This window comes from Kitasatospora sp. NPDC032121, assembly GCF_055580145.1.
Genome location: NZ_JBVILX010000008.1, coordinates 130,918 through 148,095 on the forward strand (window position 1 = coordinate 130,918; position 17,178 = coordinate 148,095).

A 17,178-nucleotide genomic window follows, 5' to 3' on the forward strand; every position below is an offset into this window, starting at 1 on the left:
GGGGGGGTGTGGTCCACCCACCCTGGGGGAAGGGGGAAGGAGAAACAACAGGAGAAGGGGGGAAAACCCCGGCGGAGGAACGGGAAAGCCCCCCCCCCCCCCCCCCCCCCGCAGCGGTCCGGAGCGCTCGGCTCAGTGGATGATGCCGGTGCGCAGCGCGACCGCGACCATGCCGGCGCGGTCGCCGGTGCCCAGCTTCCGGGCGATCCGGGCGAGGTGGCTCTTGACGGTGAGCGCCGACAGGCCCATCGCCACGCCGATCGCCTTGTTGGACTGCCCCTCGGCGACCAGCCGCAGCACCTCGACCTCGCGGCCGGAGAGCTCGCGGTAGGCGGCCTGCTGTGCGCCCGGCGCGCCCGGCGCACCCGGTGCTCCGGGGGCGCCCGGAGCACCGCCCGAGCCAGGCATGCCCGGCATCCCGGGGCGGCGCATCCGGCCGGCCAGCCCGGCGGCACCGAGCGGCAGGCCCGGGCGGCCGGGCATCGCGACGTTCGTCCGGGTACCGGTCACCACGTAGCCCTTGACGCCGCCGGCCAGCGCGCTGCGGACCGCGCCGATGTCGTCGGCGGCGGACAGCGCCAGGCCGTTGGGCCAGCCCGCGGCGCGGGTCTCGGCGAGGATGGTCAGTCCGGAGCCGTCGGGAAGGTGCACGTCGGCGACGCAGATGTCGCGTGGTGTGGAGACCCTGGGGCGGGCCTCGGCGATCGACGACACCTCGATCACGTCCCGGACGCCGAGTGCCCACAGGTGGCGGGTGACGGTGTTACGGACGCGGGGATCGGCGATGACCACCATGGCGGTGGGCTTGGTCGGCCGGTAGGCGACCACGTTTGCGGGGTGCTCAAGAAGGACCGACACCAGGCCTCCTGCGGGGAGTGGCGGACGGAACCCCGATGGGGGCGGTCGGAGTGTTCCGCGTTCGGAAAGGGTCACAGTCTGCTTCGGCAGCAACCGCGCCCGGCTTTAGCGAAAGATCACGATCTAGTGAGTAACAATACGGACAAATCGCGCAAACGATTGATGCGACATGCCCGCGATTCGCACAAAATCGATCAGATTCGATGCCGATCGGTCGGTATCGACCGGTGAATTGACGCAGAGCGGGTCCGAAGTCACACTCCGTCAGCCCTGGGGGTGGCGTCCGGCCCCGGAGCGGCGTCGGAGCCCCGCACCACCCGTCAGTGCGACCGGGGGCGTCGCCGGGCGGGCATCGGGACCACCCCACCGAGTGAAGGAACCTCGGCGGGCCCCTGCGGGGAGGGGGCGGCCGGCGGCAGGCCGGCGCTGATGCACAGCAGGTCGCCCCAGGCCGCCAGGTGCCGCTCGAAGCGGCCGTCGGCCGGCGTCCAGGAGGCCCGGATCTCGACCTCGGTCGAGGAGGGGCGGTCCGCCAGAGCGCCGAAGTACTGGGAGGACGCCAGGGTCACCGTGCCGGACGGCTCCGCGTAACCGGCTCCGTGCGCCTGCAGGGCGTCCAGCAGCCAGGCCCAGCCGACCTCGGAGAGCATCGGGTCGCCGGCCATCTCCGGCTCCAGCTCGGCCCGGGTCATCGTGACCACCCGGAACTCCCCGTTCCAGGCCTCCTGCCCGGCCGGGTCGTACAGCAGCACCAGTCGGCCGTCCGCCAGCTCCTCGCCGTCAACCTCGACCGAGGCGGTCACCGCGAAGGAGTACGGGGCCAGCCGGCGCGGCGCCGGCGCGGGGGAGAGCTGCACCTCGGGTCGCAGCCGGGCCCCGTCCAGGGCCGCCACCGCCGCCCTGAACTCGCTCGGCGCCCCCTCGCGACCCGCTCCGCCACCTGCTCCGCCACCCTGCGCGGGGTGCCCTCCGACCGCTGCCATGTCCCGAAGACTAGGTCGAAGAACAGGGTTATCGCCGCAACTTCTCTCCCAGCGGCGTGCCGGAACGGCAAACCCGGACAGATCTTGGAGGAACCGACGAGACCGACCGGGGAACCGGGCGCCGCACGCGTGCGAAGATTTGACGCGTGAGCGAGACTACGGCAGACACCACGGCGGCCACCCACGACGGCCCGAGCACCCCCGGGCGCCGCGGCGCCGCGTACGACTCCGCGTTCCTGCGCGCCTGCCGGCACGAGCCCGTGCCGCACACCCCGGTGTGGTTCATGCGCCAGGCCGGCCGCTCGCTGCCCGAGTACCTGAAGGTCCGCGAGGGCATCCCCATGCTGGAGTCCTGCATGCGGCCCGAGCTGGTCAAGGAGATCACCCTCCAGCCGGTGCGCCGGCACAAGGTGGACGCGGCGATCTTCTTCAGCGACATCGTGGTGCCGCTCAAGGCCGTCGGCATCGACGTCGACATCAAGCCCGGCATCGGCCCGGTCATCGCCGACCCGATCCGCACCTTCGAGGACCTGAAGCGGCTGCGCCCGCTGGAGCCGGACGACGTCCCCTACATCACCGAGGCCGTCGGCCTGCTGGTGGACGAACTCGGCGGGACCCCGCTGATCGGCTTCGCCGGAGCGCCGTACACGCTGGCCAGCTACCTGATCGAGGGCGGCCCGTCCAAGAACCACGAGAACACCAAGGCCATGATGTACGGGCAGCCCGAGCTGTGGGCCGCCCTGGTGGACCGGCTCGCCGACATCACCTCGGCCTTCCTCAAGGTGCAGATCGAGGCCGGCGCCTCGGCGGTCCAGCTGTTCGACTCCTGGGTCGGCGCGCTCGCGCCGGACGACTACCGCCGCTCGGTGATGCCGTCCAGCGCCAAGGTCTTCGACGCCGTCGCCGAGTACGGCGTGCCGCGGATCCACTTCGGCGTCGGCACCGGCGAACTGCTCGGCCTGATGGGCCAGGCCGGCGCCGACATCGTGGGCGTCGACTGGCGGGTGCCGCTGAACGTCGCCGCCGAGCGAGTCGGCCAGGGCAAGGGCCTCCAGGGCAACCTCGACCCGGCCGTGCTGTTCGCGCCCACCAAGGTCGTGGAGACCAAGGCCCGCGAGGTGCTGCACGCCGCCCAGGCGCTCGGCACCAGCGGCCACATCTTCAACCTCGGCCACGGCGTGCTGCCGTCCATGGACCCGGACGCGCTCAGCCGCCTCGTCGCCTTCGTCCACGAGGCCAGCGCCCGCTGACCTCCCGGTGGCGGGCCTCCGGGGCCGGAGGCCCGCTACCCGGCCGTGACCTCGATCCCGGCCCGGCGCAGCAGCGCCGCCGTCACGCCGTCACCGGGGCGCAGCTCCCCGGTGAACGTCCCGTCGTACACCTGCCCGCAGCCGCAGGACGGGCTGCGCGCCATCAGCACCGCCCGCCGGGCCCCCGCCTCCTCGGCGGCGGCCAGCGCCGCCCGGGCTCCGGCCAGGAACTCCGCGGTGCAGTCCGCCCCGGTCGCGTCCACCACCCGGGCCCGCCCGTCCAGCACGTCCGCGCCGTCCCCGCCCACGATCTCCGCCGGCGGCCGCGGCGTCGGCAACCCGCCCGCCCCCTCCGGGCACACCACCACGGCCCGCCCCTCCTCGACCAGGCGCACGGCGCCCTCGGAGGTCTTCGCCCGCCCGTCGTACCGGCAGGGAATCCCGGCCAGACACGCACTCACCATGATCGGTTCCATGCGAATCAGCCTACGGGACACGGCATTTCCGATGCTTTGACCCCATGGGCGAGCTTCCGGAACGGATGTACCCGCCGCGCGCCGAGGACTGGTACGCCGAGGCGGGCATCCCGCACTACCGGATCGTCGAGGAGGAAGGCGACGGTCGGTCGGCCGTGCACGTCCACGAACCGGACCAGGCGACCGCTTCGTACGCGCCCGCCGGGATCTTCCGCGGCAGACTCGAACGCCCGGTGCCGTTCCCGATCGCGATCGACCTCGGGCGGGCAGCGGATTGAGGCATCCGCGTAAAGACCTGCGAGACTGCGGAGCATGTCGCAAGCACGGGTCGTCGTCGTCGGTGGTGGGATCGCGGGGCTGGCCGCGGCCGCGTTCCTGAGCGGGGCCGCCGGGGGGCCGGCGAGGGCGCGGGTGACGCTGCTGGAGGCGTCCGGGCGGGTCGGCGGGAAGCTGTGGGGCGGGGAGGTCGGCGGGGTCCGGGTGGACCTCGGGGCCGAATCGGTGCTGGCCCGGCGGCCGGAGGCGGTGGAGCTGGCGCGGGCGGTCGGGCTCGGCGGGGAACTGGAGCCGCCGACCACCGCGAAGGCCGCGATCTGGACCCGCGGCGCGCTGCGTCCGCTGCCCGGTGGGCAGGTGATGGGCGTCCCCGGTGACCTGGAGGCGCTGGCCGCCTCCGGGGTGCTGACCGACGAGGGGCTGGAGCGGGCCCGGCACGAGCGGCCCGGCGAGGTCGGCGAGGACGTCGCGATCGGCCGCTACGTCGCCGACCGGCTGGGCCAGGAGGTGGTGGACCGGCTGGTCGAGCCGCTGCTCGGCGGCGTCTACGCCGGCCGCGCCGACGAGATCTCGCTGCGCGCCGCCGTACCGCAGCTGCTGTCGATCGCCCGCGGTGGCGGCTCGCTGGTCGACGGGGTGCACGAGCTGGCCTCCCGGCCGAAGGTGGTCGGCACCCCGGTGTTCCAGGGCCTGCGCGGCGGCCTCGGCACGCTGCCCGGCGCGGTCGCCGCGGCCTGCGTCGAGGCGGGCGTGGACCTGCGCACCGACGCCCCGGTGGACGAGCTGCGCCGCACCCCCGACGGCTGGCGGGTGGTGACCGGCGGCGAGGTGCTGCACGCGGACGCCGTGGTGCTGGCCGTCCCGGCCCCCGCCGCGGCCCGGCTGCTGCGCGAGGACGCCCCGGCGGCCGCCACCGAGCTGGACGCCGTCGAGTACGCGGGCATGGCCCTGGTGACCCTGGCCTTCCGCCGCGCCGACCTGGCCGAACCGCCGAGCGGCAGCGGCTTCCTGGTGCCGCCGGTGGACGGGCGCCGGATCAAGGCGTCGACCTTCTCCTCCAACAAGTGGGGGTGGCTGGAGCGCTCCGCGCCGGACGCGTTCCTGCTGCGCACCTCGCTGGGCCGGTACCGCGAGGACGAGGCGCTGGGGCTGCCGGACGAGGAGCTGGTGGCGCGGTCGCTGGCGGACCTGGAGGAGGCGATCGGGCTGACCGCCCGGCCGTACGACACCTTCGTGTCCCGCTTCTCGGCCGGGCTGCCGCAGTACCCGGTGGGGCATCTGGACCGGGTGGCCCGGATGCGGGCCGCGGCGGGGCGGGTGGGCGCGCTGGCGCTGTGCGGCGCCGCGTACGACGGGGTGGGCATTCCGGCGTGCATCGGATCGGCGGCCGCCGCCGCGGCGCTCGTCGACAGACTGTTGACCCCGGAGACCGGGGCAGGTTCCACGGAGAGGACAATGGACGCATGACTGAGAGTGTTGAGCGGGAGCCGGAGCAGCAGCCCGAGAAGAAGAAGGCGCGCGACCTGAACCAGGTCATCCGCTACACCATGTGGTCGGTGTTCAAGCTCAAGGGCGCCCTGCCCGAGGACCGCACCGCGCTGGCCGCCGAGGTGGACGAGCTGTTCGCCCAGCTGGCCGCCAAGGACGTGACCGTGCGCGGCACGTACGACGTCTCCGGTCTGCGCGCGGACGCCGACATCCTGGTCTGGTGGCACGCCGCCGACTCGGACGACCTCCAGGAGGCGTACAACCGCTTCCGCCGCACCGGCCTCGGCCGGCTGCTGGAGCCGGTCTGGTCGAACATGGCGCTGCACCGCCCCGCCGAGTTCAACAAGTCGCACATCCCGGCGTTCCTGGCCGACGAGCGCCCGCGCGACTACGTCTGCGTGTACCCGTTCGTCCGCTCCTACGAGTGGTACCTGCTGCCGGACGCCGAGCGGCGCGCGATGCTCGCCGAGCACGGCCAGATGGCCCGCGGCTACCCCGACGTGCGGGCCAACACGGTGGCCTCGTTCGCGCTCGGCGACTACGAGTGGCTGCTCGCCTTCGAGGCGGACGAGCTGCACCGGATCGTCGACCTGATGCGCGACCTGCGCCCCTCCCGGGCCCGGCTGCACGTCCGCGAGGAGGTGCCGTTCTTCACCGGCCGCCGCAAGCCGGTGAGCGAGCTGCTGAACGGCCTGGTCTGAGCGGTCCGACGCGCTTCCCGGAGGCCGGTTCCCTGCGGGGGGCCGGCCTTCGGCCTGTCACGGGCGTGGCCCGGCGAACTCGCGCAGCACGTCCACGTAGTGGGTGCCGAGGTCGACCCCGGGTGACGTCGCGGACACGGTACTCGACCGGCTTCGGGTACCAGCGGGCCTCCGGATCGACCTCGTGCAGCCGGAGCGAGCGGGGGCGCAGCTCGGTGACCGTACCGACCCGGCAGACGTCCGGATCGAGGACCTCGGCGTGCAGGGCGATCAGGTCGTACTCCGCCGAGGCGGTGGCGATCAGGCCGGACAGGTCGTCCAGCGGCAGTTCGGTGCCGGGCACGGGGACCGGCCACAGGCCGCGGCCGCGCAGCGCGCGCACGGTCAGGGACTCCGGGCCGCCCCGGTCGCGGACCTTGCGCAGCGTGCGGGTGGGGACGGCGGTCCAGCCGTCGAGGCGGTGGTCGACGCAGTTGGCGAGCAGGGTCCAGACCGGGCCGGTGCCGAGGACGAAGCCCTCCAGCCGGTCGGCGCCGGGGAGCGTGCGGCGCAGCCGGACCGGCCGCCCCTCGGCCCGGGCGCGGTCGAGTACGGCGCGGTCCCGGTTGTCCATGGGCGGAAGTCTGCCCTGGTCACAGGGGTTGGCGCAGCCGCTTTTCCGCCGGGGTGCGGGTTCAGGTCCGGTGCGGGCGCAGGGCGGCGCGGAGCCGGGCGTCGGGCAGGACGGCCGGGCCGTTCATGGCGACGGCGGTGAGCAGCTCGCGCTCCTCGTCGTCGGCCAGGCCGCGCTGGCGGGCCGGACGGACCTCGCGCAGAACCTCCTGGCCGATCGGGGAGGCCCATCGGGTGTACGGGTAGACGTCGACCCGCGCCATCAGCAGGGTGCCGGAGGTGAGCACCAGCGGCAGCGAGAACCAGGCGAGCGGGGCGAGGGTGTCGCCGCCGGTGAAGCCGCCGAGGGCCAGCGAGGCGGCCAGCAGCATCAGGGTGAGCAGCATCGCGTGCCGGACCTGCCGGATCACCGCCACGGTGTCGCGCTGCACCGGAGCCGGGGTGGCCAGGCCCGCCAGGGCGAGCCGGGCGCCGATCTCCAGCACGGTGGGGTGCTCGGCCATCGCCCGGCGCAGCTCGTCGGTCCGGCACTGGCCCTCGCGGCCGACGGTGGCGATCACCGCCCGCTCCAGGCGGCTGCGGCCCTTGGGGTCGACCACCGTGGTCCAGCCGGTGTGCGCCAGGTGCAGCCGTCCGCGGCCGGCCATCAGGACGAGGGCGAGTTCGACGACCCGGTCCGGGCCGCCGGCCAGGTAGGCGGTCTCGTACAGGCCGATGCCGACGGCTTCGGGGGGCCGCAGGCCGTTCCGGTCGGCGAGGGCGTCGGCGGTGGCGGTCATCCGGACCAGTCGGAGGCAGGACAGGACCGCCGCGACACAGGCCGGAATGAGGAACAGCAACCACATGGGCTTGTTCTATGCCTGTGTCGACGGCGGGCGGAACGCTTCCCGGCCCGCGATACCGAACTGTGACGTCCGGCAGTGCCCCGGGGCCTGCCCGCGCACCCGCGTCCGGGGCGTCATGAGCCGCAGCCGCCGCCGCAGCTGGACCCGCAGCTGGACGAGGACGACGAGCCGCAGCCGGACGAACCGGAGCTGCAGCTGGACGAGGACGAGGAGCCGCAGCTGGACGAACCGCAGCTGGAACCGGAGGAGCCGGAGTCGGAGGAGCCGGAGTCGGAGGACCCGCACCAGGAGGCGGAGCCGCCGTCGGACCCCGAGGAGCACGAGGAGGTCGACGTCGAGGACGAGGACGAGGACGCCCCGGAGGCGTTCGCGGAGACCGCCTGCCGCACGGCCTCCTCCTCGGCCGCCGCGGCCAGCATCGCGGCCTCCAGCTCCTGGTCGTCCAGCCCGGCGGCGGCCAGTCCGCCGAGTGCCAGTGCGCCCAGCAGCGCGCCGCCGGCCAGCCGTGCCGGCATCCCGGAGTGGGGCGTCCACGGCGTGCCCCCCATCAGGGAGAGCTGGCGCTGTCCGGCCGGGGTGATCCGGCCCTTGACCGGCCGGGTGGCGAGCAGGGTGGTGAAGCCGCCGAGCAGCAGGAGGCCCGGAGTCCAGAGGTTCGGGCGCTGGTGCCCGGCGGCGCCGTCGTCGAGCAGCAGGGAGGCCACCGCGGAGGCGGCCACGACGAGCAGCGCGAGCCAGAGCAGCCGGCGGGCGGTGCGGGCGCGCCGCAGCCGCTCGGGGTGGCGCAGCAGGCCGCAGTCGGCGAGCCGGTCGCCGATCTCCTGGACGGCGGCGGAGCGCATCACGGTGTGGCGCAGCTCGCCGAGTCCGCGGCTCCCGGTCGGGCCGACGGCGTCGTGGACGGCCTTGTCCACGGCGTCGTACGGCTTGGCGCCGGTGAGCGTGACCAGGCCGGAGCGGCTGATCACGGCCTGCTCGCTCATGTGCATCCGGACCACGGCGGTGTCGACCACCCGCCCCGGTCCGCCGGACAGGAACGCGGCGTCGAGCAGCGGCAGGCCGCGGCCGGGCAGGCCCTTGGCGTACCGGACCCGGCCGATCCGCTGGCGGGTCCGGGCGGCGTACAGGGCGGCGGCCGCCAGCAGGAGGGCTGGGACGATGAAGTAGCTGTTGTGCCACATGGATGGTTCCCCCGGGATGATGATGGTTCGTCAGGGAGTCGCGGAGGCCGTCGGCCGCCGTCGGTGCAGTGCCCGGCGCAGGCGCGCGAGCGGGCCCGGCGGCCGTACGGGGGCCGGGTGGAGCCACTGCTCCAGGGCCCGGCGCCGTTCGGCGGCGAGCGGGCCGCCGTCGGTGAGCACCCACTGGGCGAAGGCCCGGGCGTCGGCGCGGTAGCCGCCGGTCTGCGGGTGGGAGCGGGCGTAGTCGAGGAAGCGCGGTCCGTACTGCTCCCCGAGCGCACGGGGCAGCTCCGGGGCCACCTTGGCGGTGGTGGACCGCCGCTTGGCGGCCAGGCCGGCCGACTGGGCGCGGACCTGCTGCCGGTCGAAGCCGGGCGGGACGGGGCCGCCGGCCACCAGGGCGGCCAGCAGCTCCTCCTGGCGCCGGGCCAGGCGCCGCCGGGCGGCGGCGAGGTCCTGGTCGGCGGCGGTCCGGTCGGTGTCCTCCCGCGCCGGGGCGGTCCGGCCTTCGTGCTCCGGTGTCGTGGTGTCGGTCATCGCCGGGCGCTCCCCTCCAGCACCCGGCGGATGGCGTCCAGCTCACCGGAGAGTTCGCTGGGCGGCGGGAAGTCGGCGTCCCGCTCCAGCAGGACCCCGGGCGGGGCGACCCGGGCGCAGAGTTCGGCCAGCACCTCCAGCACCGGTGCGGTGACGGGGTGGGCGTGGGTGTCGTGCCAGACGCCGTCGACCAGGGTGCCGCCCGCGACGTGGACGTAGGCGAGCGCCTCCAGCGGCAGGCGGTCGAGTTCGGCGGCCGGGTCGATGCCGAGGTTGACCCGGTTGGTGTGCAGGTTGGCGACGTCCACCAGCAGTCGGACGCCGGTGCGCTCGACCAGCTCGGCGAGGAACTGGCCCTCGGTGAACTCGTCGTCCGGCCAGGCGAGCTGGGCGGCGACGTTCTCCAGGGCGAGCGGCACCGGAAGCCGGTCCTGGGCGATCCGGACGTTCTCGGCGATCACCCGCAGCGAGTCCCGGGTGCGGGGGACGGGCAGCAGGTGGCCGGCCTCCAGGCCGCCGGCCCGGACGAACGCGAGGTGCTCGGTGACCAGCGGGGAGCCGAGCGCCAGCGCGACCCCGGCGAGCCGGTCGAGGCGGCCGGGGTCGGGCAGGTCGGCGCCGCCGAGACCGAGGCCGACGCCGTGCGGGACGACGGTGACGCCGCGTCCGCGCAGGACGGTCAGGGATTCGGGCAGGTGGTCGGGGCAGACGTTCTCGGCGACCACCTCGACCCAGTCCAGGCCGGGTTGGCGTTCGACCACGGTGTCGATCTCGCTGCGCCAGCCGAGGCCGATGCCCAGGCGGGGCGGGGTTTCCGGGCCCGCGGTCGCTCGGGGCGCGGTTGCCGGGGTCGAGGTGGGGGAGGCGGGCAGGTCCAGGGCAGGGGAGGTCATCGTTCGCCCCCTTCGGAGGGCCGGGTGGGAGGCCGGGTCGGAAGGGCCGTCGACCGGTGCGGGCGTCGTCGCCGGAACCGCGCGGCCGTGCTGCTGAGAATGTCCCCGGGCGGGGTGGCTGCCAAGCCTCACCCGGTCTTCTCAGAGCATTATTTGAGCATGCCGCCCCGGGGGGTCGGGACTCCGGTCCCGGGTCCGGGCCGGCCCCTCGGTCGAGGTGCCCGGCCGGCGGGAAAATCGCGGGCGCCGGACGGCAGGGCGCGGCTAGCGTGGGAATCCATGACTTCTTCGAACGCACACATGACGATCCGTGACTTCCGCCCCGAGGACGCCGAGGCCGTGGCCGCGGCCCACCGGGCCGGGCGCGAGCACCTGGTGCTCTCCGCCGAGACCCTGATCTGGCTGAACGCCCAGCCGAGCCCCGAGGAGCACTTCCGCACCTTCGTCGCCGAGCTGGACGGCCGGGTGGTCGGCGCGGTGCGCTGCGGGGTGGTGCTCGGGACGACGGTCCAGGGTGTCGGCTACGCCAACGGCAGTGTGCTGCCCGAGTTCCGGCGGCACGGCGCGGCCACCGGGCTGCTGGCCGCGGCCGAACGGCACCTGACCGGGCACGGGGTGACGGAGCTGCACACCTGGCTGGACGACGAGCCCGCCTCGCTGGCCTTCGCCACCGCCCGGGGCTACCGGCTCGGACGCACCATGCAGTTCGCCGGACGGGACCTGGCGCTGCCGCTGCCGGCGGCGCCCGTCCGGCCCGCCGGTGTCGAGCTGCGCCCGGCCGCCGACTGGGCGGCCGACCCGCACCCTGTGTTCCTGGTCGAGGCGGACGCCATCCTGGACGAGCCCGGCAGCGAAGTGCCGATGGACGCCTACGAGTACGAGGACTGGCTGCGCAACGACTGGACCCGGCCGGACCGGGACCTCGCCCTGAGCGTGGTCGCCGTGGTGGACGGCCGCCCGGCCGCGTTCAGCATGGCGCAGACCGACGGGCTGGGCCGCTACTGGTCCGCGTTCACCGCCTGCCGCCGGGAGTTCCGCGGCCGGGGGCTGACCAAGCTGGCCAAGCTGGAGTCCCTGCGGCTCGCCGCCGCGGCCGGCCTGCGGCACGCGTACACCAGCAACGACACGACCAACGCGCCGATGCTGGCGATCAACGCGTGGCTGGGCTACGAGCGCTGCGCGGGGGAGCGCAAGGGGACCAAGCAGCTGGAGCAGCCGAAGCAGCCCTCGGAGCAGGGGATCTGACGCTCCGGAACCGGAGCGGGGGCACTTCGGCCAGATATGGTCCAGACCACGTGAGGCGAAACGGGACAGACCATTCCTCTTCGGGCGTGAAGTGGCTTGAACTGTAATAGTTTTGCTCCATTCCTGTCACTGCATGGGCATAATCGCGCACATGACGATCAGCCGTGCGAACGTGAGCGCGATTGCCGAGGACCTGTACGTGTGGCTCCCGCCGAAGCGGGGCTGGGGCCTGGCCAACTGCGGGCTGCTGGCCTCGGAGACCACCGCGCTCTGGATCGACACGCCGTACGACCCTTCGATGGCCGGGGAGTTCCTCGCCGCGAGCCGACGGCTGCTGCCGGACGGGGTCGGGATCGACCGGGTGGTCGTCACCCACGCCAACGGAGACCACCTGTGGGGCGCCGGGGTACTGCCGGACGCCGAGGTGATCGCCACCCGCGAGGCGCTGGAGCACATCCACTGGGAACCCACCCCGAAGCAGCAGCACGCCCTGGTCGCCAACAGCGACCCGGACTCGCCGCTCGGCGGCTACCTGAAGGAGCACTTCGGGCGGTTCGACTGGTCCGACACCGAGCCGGTGCGCCCCGACACCGTCTTCACCGGCGAGCTGGAACTGACCGTCGGCCGCTACCCGGTGCGGATCACCAGCCTGCCCGCCGCCCACACCGGCGGCGACCTGCTGGTCCACCTCCCGCACCAGCGCGCGGTGTTCACCGGCGACGTGATCTTCTCCTCGACCCCCGAGCAGCCCGGCGACCACCCCTCGCACTGGGCCGGACCGCTGGAGAACGTCATCGCCGCCTGCGAGCAGGCCCTCGCCACCGGCGCGGAGATCTTCGTGCCCGGCCACGGCCCGGTGCTCGACCGCGACGGCGTCCGGGAGCACATCGGCTACCTCGCCTACGTCCGCGAGCGCGCCCACGCCCTGCACGCCGCCGGGATACCCGCCCTCGACGCCGCCCGGCGGGTGATCGCCGAGCAGCGCTACCCCGAACTCGGCCTGCCCGAGCGGCTGGTGCTCACCATGGCGGCCGAGTACCGGCACCTGGACGGCTCGGCGGCCCCCGGCGCCCTGGAGGCCCTGGGCCAGGTCGCCATGGTGGCCCGGGAACTGGCCGAGGACTCCGCCCGCGCCCCGCGCCCGCGCACCGTCCGGAACTGACCCCGCCCGGCCCCGCCTCCCCGGCCCTGCCGCACCACCCGGTCCACCCCGCAAGCACTCCCGAGGACTTCGATGACGCTGATCGCGCTGATCGTCCTGGCGCTGGTCGCCGCCGTGGCCGCGGCCGTGCTCGCCCGCGGCCGGGCCCGGGCCCTCGCCAGGGCGACGGCCGCCGAGGCCGCGCTCGGCCGGGGCGAGGAGCGCACCCGGGCCGCCGAGGGCAGGCTTGCCCGCGCCGAGCAGCAGCAGCGCGACGCGCAGGAGGCCGCCCGGCACTCCGCCGAGGAGGCCCGGCGGGAGCGGGAGCGCACCCGGGCCGCCGAGGACAGCGTCCGCGAGGCGCAGGAGACGGCCCGGCAGGCACAGGCCGACGTCCGGGAGGCCGTGCAGCAGGGCGACGCCGCGACCGCCCGCGCAGAGCGGGCCGAGCAAGCGCTCGCCGCCGCCGAGGCGCGGGGCGCCGCGCTGCTCGCCGAGATCGGCCACCTCGCCCAGGAGCGGGTCGCCGCCACCGCCGTACGGCTCACCCACGCCAACGCCCCGCTGGTCGGCCCGCTGGACCCGCAGGCCGTCGGCCCCGAGGCGGTCCGGGCGCTGCAGGCCGTCCTGGACGCAGCCCTCGCCGCCCTCGCCGACGAGCGCGAACGGGTGGACGCCGCCGCCCGTGCCGCCATGCGCGGCGCCACCTCCCGGATCCAGACCCTGCTGTACCAGATCCAGAGCCTGGTCCAGCAGCTCCAGCACGAGAACGACGACCCCCGGCTGCTGGAGGTCGACTTCCGCAACGAGGTCGCGCTGCGCCGGATCCAGACCGTCGCGGTGCTCTGCGAGGCCTGGCCGGGCCTGGCCCGCACCGACTCGCCGCTCGCCGAGGTGGTCGTCGGCGCACTCTCCCGGGTGCCCGGGTACGCCCGGATCAAGGTCGCCAACCACCTGCGCGAGCAGCACCTCGCCGTGGTCGCCCGGGCCGCCGAGCCGATCGCCGTCAGCATCGCCGAACTGCTCGCCAACGCCACCGCCTACTCCCACCCGGAGACCGACGTCCCGGTCACCGTCCAGCAGGGCGGCCGCGGCGCGCTGGTGATCATCGACGACAGCGGCATCGGCATGGACGAGGACCAGCTGCGCCGCGCCCGCCGACTGCTGGCCGGCCCGCCCGACATGCTGCTCACCGAGCTCGGCAACCCGCCCAAGACCGGCTTCGCGGTGATCGGCAAGCTGGCCCGCCAGTACGGCTTCTCCTGCCACATCGAGCCCTCGCCCTACGGCGGCATGCGGACCATCCTGCGCATCCCGGCCGCGCTGGTGACCGTCGTGGACGACGAGCGGCAGCTGTCGGTGCTCACCCCGCTGCCGCTGCGGCCCGGCCCGGCGCCGGCGCCCACCGTCGCGGCCGTGCCGCCGATGCGCGACGCGGACGAGCAGGACGGCCCGCGGCTCGCCGACCGCCACAACCGGCCGGGCCCGCACCCGGTCCCCGCGATCCGGGTGGTGCCCGACCCGGTCGCGGACGGCCCGGAAGGCGACGAGCCGACGGCCGGTGCGCCCGCGGTGGACGCCCCCGTGGCCGTGGTCGAGGCCCCCGTGGCCGAGGCACCCGCGGTCGACGACGGCACCGGCCTGCCGACCCGGCGCCGCCGCCGTCCGCTGGCCGCGGAGCGCCCGGCCGCCGCAGCCGGGCCCGCCCCCGCCCCCCTGGCCGACCGCACCCCCGAGCGGGCCGCCGCCCACTGGCAGGCGCTGCAGCGGGGCACCGACTCCGGCCGGGCCGCCGTGGCCCGGGCCGCACGCGAGGAGGCCGCCGGCGCCGCACCCCGCCCGGCCGCTCCCGGACACAGCGACAGCACCACCGGCACGACGAACACCGGCAGCACCACCGGCGCGACCGGCACGCGTACGGGCGCCACCGGCAGCACCGGCAGCACCGGCAGCACCGGCAGCACCGGCACTTCCGGCGACACCGCCGCCGACCACGACCCCGGCGCCCGGAGCGCCGGTCCGACCTTAGAAGGAGCAGAGCAGTGAGCAGCACGCCCAGCCCGACCACCACCGACGAGATCTCGTGGGTGCTGACCCCGCTGCTGGAGCTGCCGGGGGTGCTGCACGCGGTCATCGCCACCGGGGACGGCCTGGTCGAGGGCGCCTCGGACGGCCTGGAGCGGGCCTCGGCCGAGCGGGTCGCCGCAATGACCGCCACCGTGCACGCCGCCGCCCGTGCCTTCACCGCCGCGTTCACCGACGTCGAGCGGCCCAGGCTGGCCCAGACCGTGGTGGAGTCCGACCTCGGCTACGCCGTCGTGGTGCCCGCCGGGGAGAACACCTCGCTCGCCGTCTTCACCTCGCCGGAAGCCCAACTCGGCAACGTGGCCTACCAGATGCAGCTGCAGGTCGCCGCCCTCGGTCGCGCGCTCGCGAGCCCGACCCGGCGGCAGGACGACGACGAGCGGTCATGACCGCCACCCCCCGCAGGCGGATGGTGCCCGCCTACCTGGCCACCGGCGGCCGCAGCCGCCCCGGCACCAAGGGCTTCGAGCGGCTGACCGTGCTGTTCGCCGACCGCGCCGACCCGCCGAACGCGCTCGACCCCGAACACCGCCGGCTGTGGGAACTGCTGCGCCCCGGCGCGCTCACCGTGGTGGAGGCCGCCGCACACCTGAGGCTGCCGGTCAGCGCCACCGTCTTCCTCGCGGCCGACCTGGTCGAGGCGGGCTGCCTGCGCGCCCGCGCGCCGATCCCGCGCGCCCAGCAGACCGACCGCTCCATCGTCGAGAGGCTCCTCGTTGGACTCCGTGCGCTCCGGTGACCCGGCCGGCCGGCCGGGCCCGGAAGACCAGAGCCGGGTGGGCTACCTGCCCGACCAGGACCAGACACTGATGAAACTGGTGGTGGCCGGCCCGTTCGGGGTCGGCAAGACCACCCTCATCCGCACCCTCTCCGAGATCGCCACCCTGCACACCGAGGAGGCGATGACCGAGACCGGCCGTCCGGTGGACGACCTGGCCGGCGTGCCCGAGAAGGTCACCACCACCGTCGCCGTCGACTTCGGCCGGCTCACCCTGCCCGGCAACGTCGTGCTCTACATGTTCGGCACCCCCGGCCAGCGCCGCTTCTTCCCGCTCTGGCGGGACATCGCCCGCGGCGCCCTGGGCGCCCTGGTGCTCGCCGACACCCGACGGCTGGCCGACTCCTTCGAGATCATGGACATGGTCGAGGAGCAGGGCCTGCCGTACGCCGTCGCCGTCAACCGCTTCCCGGACGCGCCGGACCACCCGGTCGACGTGCTGCGCACCCACCTGGACCTGCACGCCGCCACCCCGCTGCTGCTCTGCGACGCCCGGGACCGCGACAGCAGCCTGGACGCGCTGATCGCGCTGGCCGAGCACGTCCTGGACTCCCTGCCCGCGGCGCCCGCCGCCCCCGTCACACCGGAGCAGCCGTGACCGCCGAGTCCCGCCCGACCCCGATCCACGGCCCGGACTTCGCCGCCGATCCCCAGCCGGTCTACGAGCGGCTGCGGCGGCACGGTGCGGTCGCCCCGGTGGAGATCGCCCCCGGCGTGGAGGCCCTGCTGGTCACCGACTACCAGGCCGCGCTGGACCTGCTGCGCGACACCGACACCTTCTCCAAGGACTCCCGGGTCTGGCAGCACAACCTGCCGCCGGACTCCCCGCTGATGCCGATGCTCGGCTACCGCCCGACCGCGCTGTTCAGCGACGGCGAGACGCACGCGCGCTACCGGACGGTGATCACCGACGCCCTCGCGCTGTTCGAACCGCACCGGCTCCAGCGCCAGGTCGCCGAGACCGCGCACCGGCTGATCGACCGCTTCGCCGCCGTCGGGCGGGCCGACCTGATCGCCGAGTACGCCCGTCAGTTGCCCGCCTTCGCGCTGACCACCTGGTTCGGCGTGCCCGAGGCGCAGCACGCCGAGATGGTGGCCGCGATCACCGGGCTGATCGAGTCCACCGAACAGGCGGGCGCCGCGTACGGGAAGCTCCTCGCGGTGGTCACCGCGATGGTCGCCGAGCGCCGAGAGCGCCCCCGGCACGACCTCACCTCCTGGTACGTCACCCACCCGGTCGGGCTGGACGACGACGAGGTGATCCGGCAGATCACCCTGACCCTGATCGCCGGACACGAGCCGACCACCAACCTGATCGGCAACGCCCTGCTGCGCCTGCTCACCGACGCCCGCTACGCCGGCTCGCTGTTCGGCGGCGCGATGACCGCCCACCAGGCGATCGACGAGGTGCTCTGGCACGCGCCGCCGATGGCCAACTTCTCGGCCCACTACCCGCGGTACGACATCACCTTCCACGGCCGCGAGATCGAGGCGGGCTCCCTGGTGCTGGTCTCGTACGCGGCCGCCAACTCCCAGGCCGCGCCGCCCGCCGAGGACAGCGGGCCGCGCAGCGGCGGGAGCGCCCACCTGGCCTGGGCGGCCGGCCCGCACGCCTGTCCGGCCCGGGACCCGGCCCTGCTGATCGCGATCACCGCGATCGAGCAGCTGGGCAGCCGCCTCAGCGACCTCGAACTGGCCACGCCCGCCGAGGACCTGCTCTGGCGCCCGGGCCCGTTCCACCGGGCGCTGACGCACCTGCCGGTCCGCTTCCAGCCGGTCGAGGGGTAGCGCGAGGGCCCGGACACCCTCGGGGTGCCCGGGCCCTCGCG

At 74.9% G+C, this 17,178-nt stretch carries 16 protein-coding genes and 2 pseudogenes; 11 read left to right on the top strand and 7 right to left on the bottom strand.

Annotation, left to right across the window (positions count from 1 at the left end; translation table 11 throughout):
* Positions 1-132 precede the first annotated feature (132 nt).
* Both ACZ5OX_RS21580 and ACZ5OX_RS21585 read right to left on the bottom strand, forming a co-directional pair.
* Complete coding sequence (locus ACZ5OX_RS21580; RefSeq protein ID WP_465632070.1) at positions 133-858, bottom strand: LuxR C-terminal-related transcriptional regulator; 726 nt, start codon at positions 856-858, stop codon at positions 133-135.
* A gap of 320 nt (positions 859-1,178) precedes the next feature.
* Positions 1,179-1,841, bottom strand: a complete 663-nt coding sequence (locus ACZ5OX_RS21585; protein ID WP_465632072.1) for a DUF3000 domain-containing protein — start codon at positions 1,839-1,841, stop codon at positions 1,179-1,181.
* 236 nt (positions 1,842-2,077) lie between these two features.
* On the opposite strand from ACZ5OX_RS21585, the gene hemE reads away from it, so the two are divergent.
* Positions 2,078-3,091 carry a uroporphyrinogen decarboxylase gene (gene hemE, locus ACZ5OX_RS21590; protein ID WP_465632349.1) on the top strand — a complete coding sequence of 338 codons (1,014 nt, stop codon included), beginning with the start codon at positions 2,078-2,080 and terminating at the stop codon, positions 3,089-3,091.
* Between the two features lie 35 nt (positions 3,092-3,126).
* Here hemE and ACZ5OX_RS21595 read toward each other — a convergent pair whose 3' ends face one another.
* Positions 3,127-3,567, bottom strand: a complete 441-nt coding sequence (locus tag ACZ5OX_RS21595) for a 2-thiouracil desulfurase family protein (protein ID WP_402405508.1) — start codon at positions 3,565-3,567, stop codon at positions 3,127-3,129.
* Positions 3,568-3,659: 92 nt separating this feature from the next.
* On the opposite strand from ACZ5OX_RS21595, the pseudogene ACZ5OX_RS21600 reads away from it, so the two are divergent.
* The 3 genes and pseudogenes from ACZ5OX_RS21600 to hemQ all read left to right on the top strand — a co-directional run.
* A pseudogene (locus tag ACZ5OX_RS21600) lies at positions 3,660-3,845 on the top strand (Uma2 family endonuclease); the annotation flags it as partial.
* 34 nt (positions 3,846-3,879) lie between these two features.
* A complete protein-coding gene (hemG, locus tag ACZ5OX_RS21605; RefSeq protein ID WP_465632074.1) occupies positions 3,880-5,310 on the top strand; it encodes a protoporphyrinogen oxidase in 1,431 nt (476 codons plus the stop codon).
* A complete protein-coding gene (hemQ, locus tag ACZ5OX_RS21610) occupies positions 5,307-6,032 on the top strand; it encodes a hydrogen peroxide-dependent heme synthase (RefSeq protein WP_402405512.1) in 726 nt (241 codons plus the stop codon). The genes hemG and hemQ overlap by 4 nt, the downstream gene beginning before the upstream one ends.
* Here hemQ and ACZ5OX_RS21615 read toward each other — a convergent pair.
* The 4 genes and pseudogenes from ACZ5OX_RS21615 to ACZ5OX_RS21630 form a co-directional block, all read right to left on the bottom strand.
* Positions 5,983-6,645: a hypothetical protein gene (locus ACZ5OX_RS21615; protein WP_465632076.1), complete on the bottom strand. Its 663-nt coding sequence runs from the start codon at positions 6,643-6,645 to the stop codon at positions 5,983-5,985. The two genes, hemQ and ACZ5OX_RS21615, sit on opposite strands and share 50 nt — an antisense overlap.
* 61 nt (positions 6,646-6,706) lie before the next feature.
* Entirely contained in the window at positions 6,707-7,489 is a 783-nt protein-coding gene (locus tag ACZ5OX_RS21620) for a TIGR04222 domain-containing membrane protein (RefSeq protein WP_465632078.1), read from the bottom strand.
* A 113-nt stretch (positions 7,490-7,602) separates the two neighbouring features.
* Complete coding sequence (locus ACZ5OX_RS21625; RefSeq protein WP_465632080.1) at positions 7,603-8,670, bottom strand: TIGR04222 domain-containing membrane protein; 1,068 nt, start codon at positions 8,668-8,670, stop codon at positions 7,603-7,605.
* A gap of 30 nt (positions 8,671-8,700) precedes the next feature.
* Positions 8,701-10,007: pseudogene (locus ACZ5OX_RS21630) on the bottom strand (MbnB/TglH/ChrH family RiPP precursor modification enzyme).
* Positions 10,008-10,379: 372 nt separating this feature from the next.
* Between ACZ5OX_RS21630 and ACZ5OX_RS21635 the strand changes: the two are divergent.
* From ACZ5OX_RS21635 to ACZ5OX_RS21665, 7 genes are all read left to right on the top strand, one after another.
* Complete coding sequence (locus ACZ5OX_RS21635; RefSeq protein WP_465632081.1) at positions 10,380-11,345, top strand: GNAT family N-acetyltransferase; 966 nt, start codon at positions 10,380-10,382, stop codon at positions 11,343-11,345.
* A 151-nt stretch (positions 11,346-11,496) separates the two neighbouring features.
* On the top strand, positions 11,497-12,507 hold the full coding sequence (locus tag ACZ5OX_RS21640) for an MBL fold metallo-hydrolase (RefSeq protein ID WP_465632083.1): 1,011 nt from the start codon (positions 11,497-11,499) through the stop codon (positions 12,505-12,507).
* A gap of 72 nt (positions 12,508-12,579) precedes the next feature.
* Positions 12,580-14,532 carry an ATP-binding protein gene (locus ACZ5OX_RS21645; protein ID WP_465632085.1) on the top strand — a complete coding sequence of 651 codons (1,953 nt, stop codon included), beginning with the start codon at positions 12,580-12,582 and terminating at the stop codon, positions 14,530-14,532.
* Positions 14,529-14,960, top strand: coding sequence for a roadblock/LC7 domain-containing protein (locus ACZ5OX_RS21650; RefSeq protein WP_392878565.1), 432 nt, complete (start codon positions 14,529-14,531; stop codon positions 14,958-14,960). The genes ACZ5OX_RS21645 and ACZ5OX_RS21650 overlap by 4 nt, the downstream gene beginning before the upstream one ends.
* The gene (locus ACZ5OX_RS21655) at positions 14,957-15,310 is read left to right on the top strand and encodes a DUF742 domain-containing protein (RefSeq protein WP_465632087.1); all 354 of its coding nucleotides are present in this window, start codon (positions 14,957-14,959) and stop codon (positions 15,308-15,310) included. Before ACZ5OX_RS21650 ends, ACZ5OX_RS21655 begins: the two co-directional genes overlap by 4 nt.
* A gap of 70 nt (positions 15,311-15,380) precedes the next feature.
* A complete protein-coding gene (locus ACZ5OX_RS21660; protein ID WP_449789418.1) occupies positions 15,381-15,947 on the top strand; it encodes a GTP-binding protein in 567 nt (188 codons plus the stop codon).
* Positions 15,944-17,137, top strand: a complete 1,194-nt coding sequence (locus ACZ5OX_RS21665) for a cytochrome P450 (RefSeq protein ID WP_465632089.1) — start codon at positions 15,944-15,946, stop codon at positions 17,135-17,137. Before ACZ5OX_RS21660 ends, ACZ5OX_RS21665 begins: the two co-directional genes overlap by 4 nt.
* Positions 17,138-17,178 lie beyond the last annotated feature (41 nt).